The 15277-nt window shown below is 71.7% G+C and carries 18 protein-coding genes; 12 read left to right on the forward strand and 6 right to left on the reverse strand.

The annotated features are described in order from the left end of the window. Positions 1-12 precede the first annotated feature (12 nt). From ACWEQO_RS22130 to ACWEQO_RS22150, 5 genes are all read right to left on the reverse strand, one after another. A complete protein-coding gene (locus tag ACWEQO_RS22130; RefSeq protein ID WP_452984921.1) occupies positions 13-1473 on the reverse strand; it encodes a sensor histidine kinase in 1461 nt (486 codons plus the stop codon). After that, positions 1470-2210: a response regulator transcription factor gene (locus tag ACWEQO_RS22135; RefSeq protein ID WP_452984922.1), complete on the reverse strand. Its 741-nt coding sequence runs from the start codon at positions 2208-2210 to the stop codon at positions 1470-1472. The genes ACWEQO_RS22130 and ACWEQO_RS22135 overlap by 4 nt, the downstream gene beginning before the upstream one ends. Positions 2211-2367: 157 nt before the next feature. Continuing rightward, a complete protein-coding gene (locus ACWEQO_RS22140; protein WP_452984923.1) occupies positions 2368-3429 on the reverse strand; it encodes a S1C family serine protease in 1062 nt (353 codons plus the stop codon). 118 nt (positions 3430-3547) lie between these two features. Then, positions 3548-4570: a LacI family DNA-binding transcriptional regulator gene (locus tag ACWEQO_RS22145; protein WP_452984924.1), complete on the reverse strand. Its 1023-nt coding sequence runs from the start codon at positions 4568-4570 to the stop codon at positions 3548-3550. A gap of 187 nt (positions 4571-4757) precedes the next feature. After that, positions 4758-5513 (reverse strand): winged helix-turn-helix transcriptional regulator, encoded by a 756-nt coding sequence (locus ACWEQO_RS22150; protein WP_452984925.1) that lies wholly within the window; start codon positions 5511-5513, stop codon positions 4758-4760. A 324-nt stretch (positions 5514-5837) separates the two neighbouring features. On the opposite strand from ACWEQO_RS22150, the gene ACWEQO_RS22155 reads away from it, so the two are divergent. The 8 genes from ACWEQO_RS22155 (at position 5838) to ACWEQO_RS22190 (ending at position 11237) form a co-directional block, all read left to right on the forward strand. Then, positions 5838-6728 (forward strand): alpha/beta hydrolase, encoded by an 891-nt coding sequence (locus tag ACWEQO_RS22155; RefSeq protein ID WP_452984926.1) that lies wholly within the window; start codon positions 5838-5840, stop codon positions 6726-6728. 41 nt (positions 6729-6769) lie between these two features. Next, entirely contained in the window at positions 6770-7024 is a 255-nt protein-coding gene (locus tag ACWEQO_RS22160; protein ID WP_361460204.1) for a MoaD/ThiS family protein, read from the forward strand. Between the two features lie 3 nt (positions 7025-7027). Beyond that, positions 7028-8224 (forward strand): hypothetical protein, encoded by a 1197-nt coding sequence (locus ACWEQO_RS22165; protein ID WP_452984927.1) that lies wholly within the window; start codon positions 7028-7030, stop codon positions 8222-8224. A 189-nt stretch (positions 8225-8413) separates the two neighbouring features. Beyond that, positions 8414-9154, forward strand: coding sequence for an LmeA family phospholipid-binding protein (locus ACWEQO_RS22170; RefSeq protein ID WP_361460207.1), 741 nt, complete (start codon positions 8414-8416; stop codon positions 9152-9154). Positions 9155-9415: 261 nt separating this feature from the next. Continuing rightward, positions 9416-9523, forward strand: a complete 108-nt coding sequence (locus ACWEQO_RS22175; protein ID WP_350849312.1) for an Ms5788A family Cys-rich leader peptide — start codon at positions 9416-9418, stop codon at positions 9521-9523. A 152-nt stretch (positions 9524-9675) separates the two neighbouring features. Further along, positions 9676-10521, forward strand: coding sequence for a sulfurtransferase (locus ACWEQO_RS22180; protein ID WP_361460209.1), 846 nt, complete (start codon positions 9676-9678; stop codon positions 10519-10521). Positions 10522-10567: 46 nt separating this feature from the next. After that, complete coding sequence (locus ACWEQO_RS22185; protein WP_006139129.1) at positions 10568-10855, forward strand: DUF1416 domain-containing protein; 288 nt, start codon at positions 10568-10570, stop codon at positions 10853-10855. 112 nt (positions 10856-10967) lie between these two features. Further along, complete coding sequence (locus ACWEQO_RS22190) at positions 10968-11237, forward strand: DUF3099 domain-containing protein (protein ID WP_361460211.1); 270 nt, start codon at positions 10968-10970, stop codon at positions 11235-11237. An 18-nt stretch (positions 11238-11255) separates the two neighbouring features. Here the strand turns inward: ACWEQO_RS22190 and ACWEQO_RS22195 are convergent, their stop codons facing one another. Continuing rightward, a complete protein-coding gene (locus ACWEQO_RS22195) occupies positions 11256-11618 on the reverse strand; it encodes a DsrE family protein (protein ID WP_042174837.1) in 363 nt (120 codons plus the stop codon). 122 nt (positions 11619-11740) lie between these two features. Between ACWEQO_RS22195 and ACWEQO_RS22200 the strand changes: the two genes are divergently transcribed. From ACWEQO_RS22200 to ACWEQO_RS22215, 4 genes are all read left to right on the forward strand, one after another. Then, on the forward strand, positions 11741-12583 hold the full coding sequence (locus ACWEQO_RS22200) for a hypothetical protein (protein WP_452984928.1): 843 nt from the start codon (positions 11741-11743) through the stop codon (positions 12581-12583). Further along, positions 12580-13518: a hypothetical protein gene (locus ACWEQO_RS22205; protein ID WP_452984929.1), complete on the forward strand. Its 939-nt coding sequence runs from the start codon at positions 12580-12582 to the stop codon at positions 13516-13518. Before ACWEQO_RS22200 ends, ACWEQO_RS22205 begins: the two co-directional genes overlap by 4 nt. Then, positions 13515-14393 (forward strand): hypothetical protein, encoded by an 879-nt coding sequence (locus tag ACWEQO_RS22210; protein ID WP_452984930.1) that lies wholly within the window; start codon positions 13515-13517, stop codon positions 14391-14393. Before ACWEQO_RS22205 ends, ACWEQO_RS22210 begins: the two co-directional genes overlap by 4 nt. A 238-nt stretch (positions 14394-14631) precedes the next feature. Next, entirely contained in the window at positions 14632-15207 is a 576-nt protein-coding gene (locus ACWEQO_RS22215; protein WP_452984931.1) for an FABP family protein, read from the forward strand. The last annotated feature ends 70 nt before the right edge of the window (positions 15208-15277 follow it).

The raw sequence follows: 15277 nt of genomic DNA on the forward strand, positions 1-15277 counted from the left end.
AGCCCCGCCCCGTCACGGCATCTCGGGCGGTGGGGTGGGGGCCCCCGGGAGGCGGATCGTGGCGGTGGTGCCGCCGCCGGCCGCGCGGGTCAGGGTGACCTCGCCGCCCGCCTGCTGGACCGTGCGGGCCACGATGGACAGGCCGAGGCCCGAGCCGGGGAGGGCGCGGGCGGTGGGGGAGCGCCAGAAGCGGTCGAAGACGTGGGGGAGTTCGTCGGCGGCGATGCCGGGACCGTGGTCGCGGACGGTGAGGACGCCGTCGGCCAGGCGGACGTCGACGGTGGCGCCCTCCGGGCTGAACTTCACCGCGTTGTCCAGGACGTTGACCATGGCCCGCTCCAGCGCGGAGGGCTCCGCGCGCACGTACCAGGGCCGGACGTCCGCCGCGATGGTCAGCTCCGGGCCGCGCAGCCGGGCCCGGCGCAGCGCCGACTCCACGACCTCCTGCCAGGCGACGATCTGCGCACGGCCCTCGTGCTGGCCGGTGTCCGGCCGGGACAGCTCCTGAAGGTCGCCGATGAGCGCCGCCAGTTCCGTCATCTGTGCCTTGACCGAGGTGAGCAGGGCCTTGCGGTCCTCGGCGGGCAGGGGACGTCCGGTCTCCTCGCTGCGGGTGAGGAGTTCGATGTTGGTGCGCAGCGAGGTGAGCGGGGTGCGCAGCTCGTGGCCGGCGTCCGCGATGAGCTGCTGCTGCAGGTCGCGGGAGCTGGCCAGGGCGGAGGTCATCGAGTTGAAGGAGCGGGAGAGGCGGGCGACCTCGTCCTCGGAGTCGTGCTCCACGGGGATGCGGACGCCCAGGTCCTCGGTGCGGGCCACGTGCTCCACGGCCTCGGTGAGCTTGTCGACGGGACGCAGACCGGCGCGGGCGACCGCGAGACCGGCGGCGGCCGCGCCGAGCACTCCGACGCCGGAGACGAGGAGCAGGATCAGCGCGAGGTCGCCCAGCGTCGACTCGGTGCCCTTGAGGGGCACGGCGACGAGGACGGCGGCCTTCGAACTGGTCAGCGTGCTCGGGTTGTTGATCACCAGCGGCAGCGTCAGGACGCGCACCTCGGCGCCGTCCTGGTCGGTGCCGTCGCGGTAGAGGCCCGTCGAGCCGTCCCCCGCGCTCGCGATGACGTCCCGGTCGGACCCGGTGACCTTGATCCTGCCCGCCGAGCTGGGGAACAGGCACACGGTCCCGTCCTCCCTGACCACCTGGGAGAAGGTCTGTCCGAAGCCTCCGTCCATGCTGTCCCGGGGGGTGTCCGTGCAGTTGTTGAGGGCGCTGCGGATCTCGCCCCGCTGCTGCGGGTCCTGCAGCACCGTCGCCTTCTTCAGGTCGTTGTCGACCTGCTCGTACAGCTTCCCCTGCACGATGAACCAGCACGTGACCGACACCGCCGCGACCGCGAACGCCACCGCCGCCGCCACCAGCAGCGACAGCCGCGCCCGGATGGGCAGCGCGCGGAACCGGCGGACCAGTGCCGTCACTCCGTGCCGTCCTGCCGCAGGGCGTAGCCGACGCCCCGCACCGTGTGCACCAGGCGCGGCTCGCCGCCCGCCTCGGTCTTGCGGCGCAGATACATGACGTACACGTCGAGGGAGTTCGACGACGGCTCGAAGTCGAAGCCCCAGACCGCCTTCAGGATCTGCTCCCGCGTGAGCACCTGGCGCGGGTGCGCCAGGAACATCTCCAGCAGGGTGAACTCCGTACGGGTCAGCTCCACCCGCCGCGCGCCCCGGGTCACCTCGCGGGTCGCCAGGTCCATGCGCAGGTCGGCGAAGGCCAGGACGTCGTTCTCCTCCGCGGCGCCGGCCACGGCCGCCGCGTACGAGCTGCGGCGCAGCAGCGCGCGGATCCGGGCGAACAGCTCGTCCAGCTCGAACGGCTTGACCAGGTAGTCGTCCGCCCCGGCGTCCAGCCCGGTCACCCGGTCGCCGACCGTGTCCCGGGCGGTCAGCATCAGGATGGGTGTGGTGTCGCCGGCGGCCCGGATGCGGCGGGCGGCGGTCAGGCCGTCCATCCGGGGCATCTGGATGTCGAGGACGACCAGGTCGGGCCGGTGGGCCGCCGCCTTCTCCAGGGCGTCCGCGCCGTCGACGGCGACCTCGGTGCCGTATCCCTCGAAGGCCAGGCTGCGCTGGAGCGCTTCGCGCACCGCCGGCTCGTCGTCGACGATCAGGATGCGCTGGGGGTCGCGGTCACGGTCGCCGTCTGCGGGGCTCATGGGGTCGGGAATCCTCTGGTCTGCTGGTCCGGGAGGGGAGCGTGCGGCCGGGAGCGGCCGGGGCTCTCGGGGTCCCAGGCTCGCACGAGCCCGGGTCCGGCGTACCGGCGCGTACCGCGCGGGGCGGCGGTTCACGACGGCGCCGGTGCGCGGCGCCTCAGTTCATGGTGCCGGACCGCAGGGCCGGGAGGTCCGCCTTGACCGTGTCGATCGGGATGGCGAAGCCCAGGCCCACGCTGCCGGCGTCGGACGAGGAGGAGCCGCTGCCGCTCGACGAGTACATCGCGGAGTTGATGCCGATGATGTCGCCGTTCATGTCGATCAGCGCGCCGCCGGAGTTGCCGGGGTTCAGGGAGGCGTCGGTCTGGATCGCCTTGTACGTCGTCGTGGACCCGCCGGTGTCGCCGTTGAACTGCTGCCCGCCGAACCCGAAGGGCCAGGCGCCGCCCGGCTGCCCCTGCTGGCGCTGCCCCTGGCTCTCGTCCGTGGAGACGGTCACGTCGCGGTCGAGCGCCGAGACGATGCCGCTGGTGACGGTGCCGGTCAGGCCCTCGGGGGAGCCGATCGCCACGACCTGGTCGCCGACCTGCACGCCGTCGGAGTCGCCGAGGGTGGCCGGAGTCAGGCCCGAGGCGTCGTTCAGCTTGATCAGCGCGAGGTCCTTCGAGCTCTCCGTGCCGAGGACGTCCGCGGTGTACGTCGTGCCGTCGCTGGTCCGCACCTCGACCGAGGAGGCGCCGGCGATGACGTGGTTGTTGGTGATGATCTCGCCGTCCTCGGTGATGATCACACCGGAGCCGGTGGACGATCCGGCGCTGGAGGTGGCGCTGATCTCGACGATGCTCGGGCTGACCGCCTTGGCGACGCCGGACACCGTGCCCTTCTGGCCGGTCGGCACCACAGGGGTGCTGTTCGCGCTCGACGAGGCGACGGTGCCGTTGCCGGTCAGCTCCTGGATGCCGTAGGCGGTGCCGCCGCCCACGGCCGCCGCCACGATCGCCACGGCGGCGAGCAGGGCGGCCGGGCCCCGGCTCCGCTTCCGGCGCGGGCCGGCGGTGGCGGCGGCGCCGGTGGTCTCGGCGGCTTCGGCGGTGACCGGATGCCCCGGCGCGAACGCCGGAGGGGGCGGCCACTCGGGGTTCACCGGGGAGGAGGGGTGCTGCGGGCCGCCCGCGCGGGGGCTCTCGTGCTCGTCGCTGCGGTGAAAGGATGCGGTCATGTGGACGAGCCTCCCGCCCGACCATGAGAACACCCTGAGTGCCCGCTGAGAAGCCCGGCAGAACCTCGTATGCCCGATATAAAGGCACCCCTCGGCGGCCCGGCCGGCGGTCCGACCGCTACGGGCAGCCGCAGGAGCGGCGGATCACGAGTTCGGACGGGAAGACCTTCAGCCGCTCGCGCTGCGAGCCGGCCACCCGCACCCCGTCGTCGAGGACGAGGTCGACCGCCGCGCGGGCCATCGCCGAACGGTCGGAGGCGACCGTGGTCATCGGCGGATCGGTGAGCGCCGCCTCCTTGATGTCGTCGAACCCGACGACCGCGAGCTCGCCCGGCACGTCGATGCGCAGCTCGCGCGCCGCGCGCAGCACGCCGACCGCCTGGTCGTCGGTGGAGCAGAAGATCGCGGGCGGGCGGTCCGGCCCGGAGAGGATGTCGAGCCCGACGCGATAGGCGTCGTAGCGGTTGTACGGGGCTTCGAAGAGGCGGCCCTCGGTCGGGATGCCGGCCTCCTTCATCGCCTGCCGCCAGCCCTCGACGTGGTCGGAGACCGGGTCGCCGACGGAGGGGGTCTCCGCGGTGCCGCCGACACAGGCCACGTACGCGTTGCCGTGCTCCAGCAGGTGGCGGACGGCGAGCTGGGCGCCACCGAGGTCGTCGGTGACGACGGCGACGTCGTCCATGGCCTCGGGACGCTCGTGCAGCAGGACAACCCTGGCGTCCCAGGCGTCGATCTCCGCGGCGGCCAGGTCGTTGAGCGCGTGGCTGACCAGGATCAGCCCGGAGACGCGCATCCCCAGGAACGCCCGCAGATAGTGGACCTCGCGCTCGCCGATGTAGTCGGAGTTCCCGACGAGCACCATCTTCCCGCGCTCGGCCGCGGCCTGCTCGACCGCGTGCGCCATCTCCCCGAAGAAGGGCTGGCGCGCGTCCGGGACGATCAGGCCTATCAGGTCCGTGCGCCGCGACGCCATCGCCTGGGCGACCCGGTCGGGCCGGTACCCCAGCTCCTTGATCGCGGCGAGTACGCGTTCGCGCGTGGCCGGGGCGACCGGCCGGGGTCCGTTGTTGATGACATAGCTGACGACGGCGGTGGAGGTACCCGCCAGTCGCGCCACATCATCCCTTGTCACCTTGGCCACGCGCGGAGTCTACGCGGATATAACCGGTACCGGCAGAGTGAGAAGGATCCTGCGACCGGAGGGAAGCATCGAGAAGCAGAGGGAAACAGAGGGAAACCGAGGGAGGCAGAGGGAAACCGAGGGAGGCAGAGGGAAACCGAGGGAGGCAGAGGGAAAAGGACGCGCGTCCGCGAACGCGCGCGAAATCTCACGCCTGCGTCCGTGTCTCCGTGGCCCCCCGGGCGGCCTTCTCGTCCGTGTCCGACGCCTTTTGCCGGTCGGCGGCCTCGCCCTTCTCCGGCGTAACGAATCGATAACCCACGTTCCGGACGGTGCCGATCAGCGACTCGTGCTCGGGTCCGAGCTTGGCCCGCAGTCTCCGTACGTGGACGTCGACCGTGCGGGTGCCGCCGAAGTAGTCGTAGCCCCAGACCTCCTGCAGCAGCTGGGCACGGGTGAACACCCGGCCGGGATGCTGGGCGAGGTACTTCAGCAGCTCGAACTCCTTGAAGGTGAGATCGAGGACGCGCCCCTTCAGCTTGGCGCTGTAGGTCGCCTCGTCGACCGACAGATCGCCGCTGCGGATCTCCATGGGGGAGTCGTCGCCGGCGATCTGCAGCCGGCCCATGGCGAGCCGCAGCCGGGCCTCCACCTCCGCCGGTCCGGCGGTGTCGAGGAGGACGTCGTCGATGCCCCAGTCCGCGGTGACGGCGGCGAGTCCGCCCTCGGTCACCACGAGGACGAGGGGGCAGCCGGGGCCGGTGGAGCGCAGCAGCTGGCAGAGGCTGCGGACCTGCGGGAGGTCACGCCGGCCGTCGACGAGGATGACGTCGGCGCCGGGGGTGTCCACCAGGGCGGGGCCCTGTGCCGGGGCCACCCGCACGGTGTGGAGCAGCAGGCCGAGGGCGGGGAGCACCTCCGCCGACGGCTGGAGGGCGTTGGTCAGCAGGAGCAGTGAACTCATCGCACCCCTCCCTCGAGATCTCGGCGCCGGGAGCCGAGCTCGCGGAACCGGCTGTCGGGTTCCCGGTCCGGCGCGGGCGCTGCCCACTTCCGGATCGTCGTACGGTCGTGCACGGTTCGCTCGCCCATGACGTCTGGTTCCTCCTCGGTCCCTGCGACGGGGTACCTCCCACGCCATCGGGGCGGTGGGGGAGTCCGCGGCTTGCCTCGTGCGTTCGACGGCCCGTACACCGGCGGTTTCCCGCGTCGTATACAACGCTTCCGAAAGCACAAAAGGACCCGGGGGCTTCGCTGCCCGAGTCCTCTCCCCCGCAGAATAGCCGACATGGGTACCGGTCCGGCAGGTCATGCGGCACGTTCCGCCATTCGTCCGAATTCCGAGACGCATGGCGCGACGGGTGGTGGTACGTCTTTGCGGACGTTTCTGCGTACCTCGGACGGCGTACGGATCGATTCCGTGTACGAGCCGGCGGCCGTGTCGGCGGCGGCCGGGAACGACGGATTCCGGCCGCCTTCCGGCGATCCGGTGTTCGTGATCGCGCACGGGTTCACGGGGCACGCGGACCGGCCGCACGTCCGCAGGGTGGCGCGGGCTTTCGCACGGCACGGGGCGGTCGTGACGTTCTCCTTCCGCGGGCACGGCGCCTCGGGCGGGCGGTCCACGGTGGGGGACCGCGAGGTGCTGGACCTGGCGGCGGCGGTGTCGTGGGCGCGTGAACTGGGGCACGCGCGGGTGGCGACGGTCGGGTTCTCGATGGGCGGCTCGGTGGTGCTGCGGCACGCGGCGCTCGGCGCGGGGGGCGTGGAGGGCGGGGAGGGCGCCGGTGGTCCGGATGCCGTGGTGTCCGTCAGCGGGCCCGCCCGGTGGTTCTACCGGGGGACGGCTCCCATGCGACGGCTGCACTGGCTGGTGACCCGGCCCTCGGGACGGGTGGTGAGCCGGTACGGGCTGCGGACGCGGATCCACCGCAAAAACTGGGACCCCGTCCCGCTGTCCCCCGTCGAGGCGGTGCCGCGCATCGCGCCGACGCCGCTGCTGGTCGTGCACGGCGACCGGGACGGCTACTTCCCGCTCGACCATCCGCGCATGCTGGCGGCCGCGGCCGGCGAGCACGGGGAACTGTGGGTGGAGCAGGGCATGGGGCACGCGGAGAACGCGGCGTCCGAGGCGCTGTTGCACCGGATCGGGGACTGGGTGGTGGCCCGGTCGGGCTAGCCTGACCGTGTTCACCGTCAACCCGATTGAGGAACCAGCAGATGGCAAAGGTCACGGTGCGGTACTGGGCCGCCGCAAAGGCCGCGGCCGGGGTGGCCGAGGAGGCGTTCGAGGCGGTCACGCTCGCCGAGGCTCTCGACGCGGCACGCGAGCGGCACCCCGGCGAACTCACGCGCGTCCTGCAGCGGTGCTCCTTCCTCGTCGACGGTGATCCCGTGGGCACCCGCGAACATGAGACGGTACGGCTGGCCGACGGCGGCACGGTCGAGGTGCTCCCGCCGTTCGCAGGAGGGTGAGCGATGACCAACCAGCCGTATCAGGGTTACGACGGGCACGAGGGACAGCGGGGCCACGACCCCCGCGGGCGGTCCCAGCCCCAGCAGAACCAGCAGTATCAGCAGGACCAGCAGTATCAGCACCCCGGGCCGCAGGCGTGGCCCGGGGGACAGCCGGGGCACGAGGATCCGCGCGCCGCCATGCAGTACACGCAGCAGTGGCAGGGGCAGACGTGGGAGACGCAGATGCAGCCGCCGGTCCCGGCGGCCGCCTCGGCGGAGGAGACCTCGTACCTGCCGCAGACCCCCCCGCCCCCGCAGGGACACGGCGGTCCCGCGGCGTACGCCGGGTACGGCGCGGCCCCGGCGGGCGCCGCACCCACGCCCACGCCCCCGCCCGCACCCTCCGCACCCTCCGCACCCGCTGACGGTCCCGGGTACGGGCCCGCCACCCTCGCCGGGAACACCCGGGTCACGGACGCGCAGCGGGCCCGTGCGGAGGGGCGTTCGCCGATCATCGAGCCCGGCATGCAGCCGGCGGTGCTCACCGCGCTGCTGGGGCTGCTGCTCGCCGGCGGGGCCGCGCTGGGCACGTACGCCCTGCTCGTACCGCTGGTGGTCCTCCAGGGGCTCACCGCCGCGGGCTGGTTCCGGCTGAACGGGATGTGGCCCGCGCGGCAGGGCATCGCGCTGGGCTTCCTCGGGGCGCTGGTCGCCGACGTGGCGCTGCTGGCGTCCGACCGCTCACCGGCGGCCGTCCTCGGCACGCTGGGGGTGTGGGTGGTGCTGTCGCTGGTGCTGCAGCTGCGCTCGCACGCCGACCCCGACGAGCGGATGTACGGCCTGACGGCGACGGTCGCCGCGTCGGCGCTGGCGATCGTGGCGAGCGGATACCTGGCGGCCGACGCCGACGCGGTGACGGTCGGCGGGGTCGCGCTGGCGGCGGCGGTCGTGGCGCGTGCGCTGCCGTTGCCGACGCCGGCGTCCGTCGTGGTCGCGCTGCTCGTGGCGGCGGGTGTGGGCGCGGCGGTCGGCGGGATGACGGGGTTCGGTGCCTCGGGTGCGCTAATCGGTGCGGGCGCGGCGGTGTGCGCCCTGATCGGGCACCGGGTCGCGAGCTACGACTACCCGTCCCGGTTCGTCCACTTCACGGCCGGGGTGGCCCTGCCGCTGGCCGCGGCGGCACCGGCGCTGTACGTCCTGGGGCGCTTCGTCGGCTGACGGCACGGGCAGCACGGGCAGCACAGGCAGCACGGACGGCCTGGGTGACCGGCGGGCATGCGGCCCCTGTCACAGGTGATCGACAATCTCGGGGTTTCCCCGGTCGTGCGGGTTACCCTCGCGCAGGACGGCTGCCGGCCGTCCGTGGGGGACTGCCGTCGAAAGCACCTAGGTGGGGGAACCAACCGCATGCGCGCACTGCGAATACTGCTGGTCATCGTCGTGATTCTGGGCGGCATCTTCGCGATCGTGGACCGGGTCGCGGTCAACTTCGCGGAGGGCGAGGTGGCCGACCGGCTCAAGTCGGCGGAGAACCTCGCCACCACTCCCGACGTGTCCATCAACGGTTTCCCCTTCCTCACCCAGGTCGTCGGCGGCACCCTCGACGAGGTGCAGATCGGCATCGAGGGCTACGAGGCCGCCACCGGCGACGGCGGGAAGAGCATCCGCATCGCCGATCTGCGTGCCGACATGGAGGACGTCGAGTTCTCCAGCGACTTCAGCTCCGCCACCGCCGCCGCCGCGACGGGCACCGCGACCATCGCCTACGACGATCTGCTCAAGGCCGCCAAGTCCGATTCCACGCAGGTGGCCCCCGGTGTCACCGCCGCCGTCGTCGCCCTCTCCGACGGCGGCAACGGGAAGATCAAGATGACGGTGGAGGCCACCGTTCTCGGCACCAAGCTGCCCGAGCCGGTCTCCGTGCTCAGCTCCGTGACGGTCGTGGACGGCAACACCGTGCGGGTGCGGGCGGACGGGCTGCCGAAGTTCGGCGGCGTCGAGCTCGCCGAGACGCGGGTGCGGGCGATCACCGACTTCGAGCAGAAGATCAACGGTCTGCCCGGCGGCATCGAGCTGGACAAGGTCGAGGCGGCGGGAAGCGGCGTCCACATCACCGTCAAGGGTTCCGACGTCCGCCTGGCCGGGTAGACAGCGAACGGCGGGCCCCGGGGCGACCCCGGGGCTCCCCGAGGAACCCCTGACGGACCCCCGACGGACCCCCGACGGACCTCAGGCGTCCGACAGGCGAGACGAGGGCGTCCGCAGAGCAGATGCGGCGGCGCGCACGGTTCTGCCCGGGGTGCGCGGGGGTGGGCCCGGCAGTACAGTCATCTCGTACACCGGACAATCCTGTATCAGCATGTGAAACATCGGTGACACGCCCGCCCTGCTCTCCCTACGATCGACGGCATGCAGTGTCAGACGAGCGTCCTCCGAGCGCGAGGACAAGCGGATCTCACGAAGCGGCGGGCAGTCGACCTGTGCCGCGTCGCCGCCATGCTCTGTCGGCCTTTCTGAGCGGCCGCACCGCCGTCCGCGTTCCCCGGTTCCCCGGTTCCTCGGTTTCAGCTTTCCCGCCCCCACGAGGGGCGACCATGCGCCGGCCCCGCAGGGGCGCGCATCCTCTCTACTCACACGCCCCGCCGTAACTGCCCCGGAGGAGACAGAACATGAGCCGCAACGACGTACTGGTCGACGCCGACTGGGTCCAGGAGCACCTGGACGACCCGACGATCGCCATCGTCGAGGTGGACGAGGACACCACCGCCTACGAGAAGAACCACATCAAGAACGCCATCCGGATCGACTGGACCAAGGACCTCCAGGACCCGGTCCGCCGTGACTTCGTCGACCAGGCGGGCTTCGAGAAGCTCCTGTCGGAGAAGGGCATCTCCAACGACCACACGGTCGTCCTCTACGGCGGCAACAACAACTGGTTCGCCGCGTACGCCTACTGGTACTTCAAGCTGTACGGCCACGAGAACGTCAAGCTCCTCGACGGCGGCCGCAAGAAGTGGGAGCTGGACGCCCGCGAGCTGGTCCCCGGCGACGAGGTGCCGGAGCGGGCGAAGACCGAGTACCGGGCCAAGCCGCAGGACCTGTCCATCCGCGCCTTCCGCGACGAGGTCGTGGACGCCATCGGTGTGCAGAACATCGTCGACGTGCGCTCGCCCGACGAGTTCAGCGGCAAGCTGCTCGCGCCGGCCCACCTGCCGCAGGAGCAGTCGCAGCGCCCCGGCCACGTGCCGAGCTCCCGCAACATCCCGTGGTCCAAGAACGCCAACGACGACGGCACCTTCAAGTCCGACGAGGAGCTCAAGAAGCTCTACGAGGACGAGCAGATCGACCTGTCGAAGGACACCATCGCCCTGTGCCGCATCGGTGAGCGCTCCGCGCTGTCCTGGTTCGTGCTGCACGAGCTGCTGGGCGTGGAGAACGTCAAGAACTACGACGGCTCCTGGACCGAGTACGGCTCCCTCGTCGGCGTGCCGATCGAGCTCGGCGACGGCAAGTAGACCCGGCCGCCCCTTCCAGACCACTAGACCACTTCAGGAGTACGCCATGTGCGGTGCGAAGGCCGGTGGCCCGGACGCTTCGACGATCAAGCCCGGTGAGACCACCATCCAGGGTCAGGTGACCCGTGACGGCGAGCCGGTGACGGGCTACGTCCGTCTGCTGGACTCGACCGGCGAGTTCACGGCCGAGGTCCCGACCTCCGCCACCGGACAGTTCCGCTTCTACGCGGCCGAGGGCACCTGGACCGTCCGGGCCCTGGTGCCCGGCGGCAGCGCCGACCGCACGGTCGTCGCCCAGCAGGGCGGGCTGGCCGAGGTCGCCATCGCGGTGTGAGGGCCCCGGTCCCGCGGATCCGTCCGCGGGACCGGCGACGGCCGAAGGGCCGCGTCCCCGGATCGGACGTCGGGACGCGGCCCTTCGCGCTGTTCGGTTCTACGCTGGAGACATGTACGCGCGCAGGCGTCATGTCTACTTCGCCATGATGGGGACGTGCATCGTGCTGTTCGTCCTGGCCTGGGGCGTCGTGCGGCTGTGGTCGATGCCGGTGGCCGTGGGCATGTGCGTGGTGGCCATGGTCATCCCGCCGGTGGCCGCGATGATCGCCAACCGGCGCGGCCCCGAGGACCGCTGGTGGGACGACCCCTCCGGCGACCCCCAGTCCGACGAATGGTGGGACGAACTGGACGGCAAGAAGGGCCCGCGCCCGCCCCGGTGAGAGGCGGGCGGCGGATCCTCAGTACACGAGTGCCTGGGTGTCGTCCGCCAGCGCCTCCTGCACGAACACCTGCGCGCCCGCGATCCGCACGCCCTCGATGACGTCCTTCTCCGTGATGTCCCGGCGGGCCGCGCACTGCGTGCACAGGGTGAGACGCCCACCCGCGACGATCGAGTCCAGCAGGTCGGGCAGCGGGGCCGCGTGCGGCAGCTCGAACTCCGCGGCACGGCCCGGCAGCGCGAACCACGCGGACTCGCCGGTGAGCCACAGGGAGACGTCGACCCCGCTCGCCACGGCCACCGCCGCCACCGTGAACGCCTGCGAGCAGCGTTCGGGCGCGTCGGCCCCCGCGGTCACCTTGATCACAAGCTTCTTCGCCATGCCTGAATCGTAATCCTGTTGCTTACAACTACTCATGTGACCCGTGGGTCCCCTGGGAGAGCGCGAAACGGAACGCGCTCTTCTTCGTTCCGATTCGTTCCGATTCGTTCCGAGGGGACATCGTGGAAGATCCAGAAAGACCGGAGAGCCCCAAGGCTGCCGAGGAGGTCGGGACACCGGAACCTGATGTGGCGGGTGCGGGCGGAGGGCCTGCCGGGACCGACGCGGCGGCCCGTCCCCGCCCTCGTCCCCGCGGCCGTACGACGCTGCTGATCGCCGCCGCCGCCGTACTGGGCGTCGTCGCCGGCACCTGTACCGGTTATCTCGTCCAGGCCGACCGCGAGCCCACCGCACTGCCGTCGCTGTCGCAGCCGGTGCTGACCCAGAAGACCCAGCAGACCCAGCAGAAGGGGCAGGAGCCCGCGCCGTTGTCGGCGGCGCGGGACCGCCGGGTGAAGACCGACGGCGACCTCCGCAAGCTGTTGCTGAAGAAGCCGCGCGGCGCCAAGGACAACGAGTTCCTCCTGGGCGACGACGGCTGGATGAGGCTGGCCGACTACGCGTCCGTGTTCGAGGATTCCGACGAGGTCTTCGGCGGGCTGGTCGCCGACGAGTTCCGACGCGTGGCCGTGACCGGCTGGCGCAAGGGGGACGCCTTCGTGGAGATCCGGCTGGTGCAGTACCGCCAGGAAGAGGCCGCCGTCGCCGCCGACTACGCCGCGGGCGCCCAGCAGTGGAGCGAGTCTGAGGACGACGTGGACAGCTGGGACATACCCGGTACCGGTGACGGGATGGCGTACGTCCGCACCCGGCCCGACTCCGAACCCGGCTATCTGCCCGTGTACACCGCGGACGCCCATGCCTGGCGCGGTGACATCCACATGGAGATATGGATCACGGACACCAAGCGGATCTCCAAGAAGGAGATCCTCGACCTGGCCGAGCGTCAGATGGAGCGGCTGTGAGCGACGACCCCACCCCGGCGGACGCCTCCTCGGACGAACCGAGCCCGACGGACGGGGGCGCGGCAGACCCGGCCCCCGCCCCCGCACCCGCCCCCGCCCCCGCCCCCGCCCCCGAGACCGTGCCCGAACCGGACGCCGTGCCCGGCCCCGCAGCCGAACCCGCAACCGAACCCGCGCCGACGAAGAAGCGCCTGCGGCGCGGTCGGATCGCCGCCGTGGCCGGGAGCGTGCTGCTGGCCGCCGCCGTCCTCGGTGGGGCCGGTCACACCGTCGTCACCGTCGAGAACGCCGACCGTGACCCGGGCGCCCCCACCTGGGACATCGACGAGGCCGAGGCGGCGGAGGAGAAGAAGGCCGCTCCGACCGGTCTCGCCGCCATGCTCGTGCCCTACGGGGCCAAGGGGTACGAGCGCGGCCCCGACCTCGGGACGTTCGGCGCCGATGCCGTGCTCAGCGGGGAACAGGCCACGGCCCTGCGCAAGGAGCGGCTGCAGGGAATACCGCGTACCCAGCGCAAGCAGCTGGAGAAGGCGATCGACCGGCAGCGCATCGCGGGCCTGGCGATGCGCAGTTACGTCCCCGGTGACACCGTGCGCTGGGGGCTTCCGGAAGACGTCTTCACCATGAGCGTCGAGCTCGCACAGATGGAGAACCGCTCTGCCGTCCGGGAGGCGGCACGGTTCCAGAGCGAGTTCCTGGACGCCGTGGACGTCTTCCGCGACGGCCCGAAGATCAAGGGCCACAAGAACGCCCACTGCTTCCTGCCGCCGAAGGACGACGAGGTGGCGCTGGACACCATGTACTGCGTCGCCCACGTCGGCAATGTGCTGGTCACCGCGATCGCCGACGGCGCCGCCCCACTCAAGACCAAGGAGGCCGCGATGCTGCTCCGCGAGCAGCTCGACCGGATCACCGAGCCGGGGGAGTCGGTATGACCGAACAGAACCTCTCCGCACCTCGTGCCCCGGAGCCCCCGGTCCCTCCGGTTCCCCCGGTCCCTCCGGGTCCTTCGGCTCCCGAAGAACCCCAGGCCGGGCCCGCCGCGAAGGACCGCCGCGTGCTGCGCGCCGTGCTGCGCTGGACCGCCGCCGTCGCCGTCTTCGCCGCCGTCGGCACGTCCACCGCGTACGGCATCACGCACATGGAGCGCACCGACGTACCGGGGCTCGCGACCGAGTCGGACGGGCGCTGGGACTACCCCACGCTCACCCGGCCGCCGCTGCCCTCCGGCAGCCCCGGACCGCTCGCCGGGTCGAACAGGGCGGGCACCCACCACATCGACCTGCGCGAACTCGTGCTCCCCGCGCCCGACGGCGCGAAGGACGACGCGAAGCTGCGGGGCGAGGGCGGCTGGCTGGACACCGAGGTCTTCCTGTCGGAGTACGCGGTCGAGGAGGACCGGGACGAGTTCCGGCAGGAGCTCGTCGACCGCGGTCTGCGGCACATCGCGGCCCGCGGCTGGACCATGGAGGACGGCACCAGGACCCGGATCTACCTGCTGCGATTCGACACCGCTACCGTCGTCGACGGGTTGTTCCAGGACGGTCTGGCCCCGAACAGCAGCCCCAAGTACCGGTTGCGCGGTACCGAGGAGTCCCGGTTCGACGAGGACTACCCGAAGCAGGCACGGGTCGACGGGGTCCACCGGCTCGCCTACGTCGAGACGGATCCCTCCGGCGCCGAACAGGTCCGGCACGCCTACCTCGGCTCCGGTGACACCGTGGCTCTCGTCGTCCAGTCCCGCAAGGGCGGCGCCCGGGCCGTGCCCTTCCAGCAGACGGTGGTCCTGCAGAGCCGGCTGCTGAGCTGACCTGGCAAGGGGCGTGAAGGCGCACCTCACACGGAGGGCCGGGCCCCGGCCGCGTAAGCTGGGGGCCGGCCCTGTGTACACGAAACGCACCGCACCCGCTCAAGGAGCACCCCGTGGAGATCTTCTTCTCATTGCTGCTGGTCCTGGTCGCCGTCGGCGTCCTCGCCTTCGCCGGGCTGGCCGTGAAGAAGCTGTACCAGGGTCAGCGCTGACCGCCCACGTCCAGGAACTGCCACTGATGATCGAGATTCCGTCCGACCTCCACAAGGACCTTGTGCCGCTCGCCTTCCTGCTCGGCGACTGGGCGGGCGCCGGGGTGCACGACTTCCCCGGCGCCGAGAAGTGCAACTTCGGGCAGGAGGTCTCCTTCACCCACGACGGCCGGGACTTCCTGGAGTACAGCTCCCGCACCTGGGTGCTCGACGGGGACGGCAAGAAGGTCCGGCCCCTGGAGTCCGAGCACGGCTTCTGGAGGATCGACGCCGCCCGCAAGGTCGAGGTGACGATGACCCGCGACGACGGCGTCATCGAGATCTGGTACGGCGAGCTGGCCGACCAGAAGCCGCAGATCGACCTGGTGACGGACGCGGTGGCGCGCACCGCCACTGCTGATCCCTACAGCGGCGGCAAGCGGCTGTACGGCTACGTCAAGAGCGATCTGATGTGGGTCGGCGAGAAGCAGACCCCCGAGGTCGAGCTGCGCCCCTACATGTCGGCGCACCTGAAGAAGGTCGTCACCCCGGAGGACGTCGAGCGCTGGGCCAAGGCCCTCCCCGACGACCTGCCGGACGACGGGATCGCCTTCTTCAAGTGAGCCCCCGGCTCCTCCACATGAGCTCCCGGGCCGCCGCACGGCCCCGGGTTCCGGGCTCCACGTCCTAGAC

The organism is Streptomyces sp. NPDC004051, from assembly GCF_053604275.1.

Coding starts and splice junctions, on each gene's coding strand:
- ACWEQO_RS22135 (WP_452984922.1), bottom strand. CDS start 2,210: ATGAGCCCCGCAGACGGCGACCGTGACCGCGACCCCCAGCGCATCCTG.
- ACWEQO_RS22140 (WP_452984923.1), bottom strand. CDS start 3,429: ATGACCGCATCCTTTCACCGCAGCGACGAGCACGAGAGCCCCCGCGCG.
- ACWEQO_RS22150 (WP_452984925.1), bottom strand. CDS start 5,513: ATGAGTTCACTGCTCCTGCTGACCAACGCCCTCCAGCCGTCGGCGGAG.
- ACWEQO_RS22155 (WP_452984926.1), top strand. CDS start 5,838: ATGGGTACCGGTCCGGCAGGTCATGCGGCACGTTCCGCCATTCGTCCG.
- ACWEQO_RS22160 (WP_361460204.1), top strand. CDS start 6,770: ATGGCAAAGGTCACGGTGCGGTACTGGGCCGCCGCAAAGGCCGCGGCC.
- ACWEQO_RS22165 (WP_452984927.1), top strand. CDS start 7,028: ATGACCAACCAGCCGTATCAGGGTTACGACGGGCACGAGGGACAGCGG.
- ACWEQO_RS22170 (WP_361460207.1), top strand. CDS start 8,414: ATGCGCGCACTGCGAATACTGCTGGTCATCGTCGTGATTCTGGGCGGC.
- ACWEQO_RS22175 (WP_350849312.1), top strand. CDS start 9,416: ATGCAGTGTCAGACGAGCGTCCTCCGAGCGCGAGGACAAGCGGATCTC.
- ACWEQO_RS22180 (WP_361460209.1), top strand. CDS start 9,676: ATGAGCCGCAACGACGTACTGGTCGACGCCGACTGGGTCCAGGAGCAC.
- ACWEQO_RS22185 (WP_006139129.1), top strand. CDS start 10,568: ATGTGCGGTGCGAAGGCCGGTGGCCCGGACGCTTCGACGATCAAGCCC.
- ACWEQO_RS22190 (WP_361460211.1), top strand. CDS start 10,968: ATGTACGCGCGCAGGCGTCATGTCTACTTCGCCATGATGGGGACGTGC.
- ACWEQO_RS22195 (WP_042174837.1), bottom strand. CDS start 11,618: ATGGCGAAGAAGCTTGTGATCAAGGTGACCGCGGGGGCCGACGCGCCC.
- ACWEQO_RS22210 (WP_452984930.1), top strand. CDS start 13,515: ATGACCGAACAGAACCTCTCCGCACCTCGTGCCCCGGAGCCCCCGGTC.
- ACWEQO_RS22215 (WP_452984931.1), top strand. CDS start 14,632: ATGATCGAGATTCCGTCCGACCTCCACAAGGACCTTGTGCCGCTCGCC.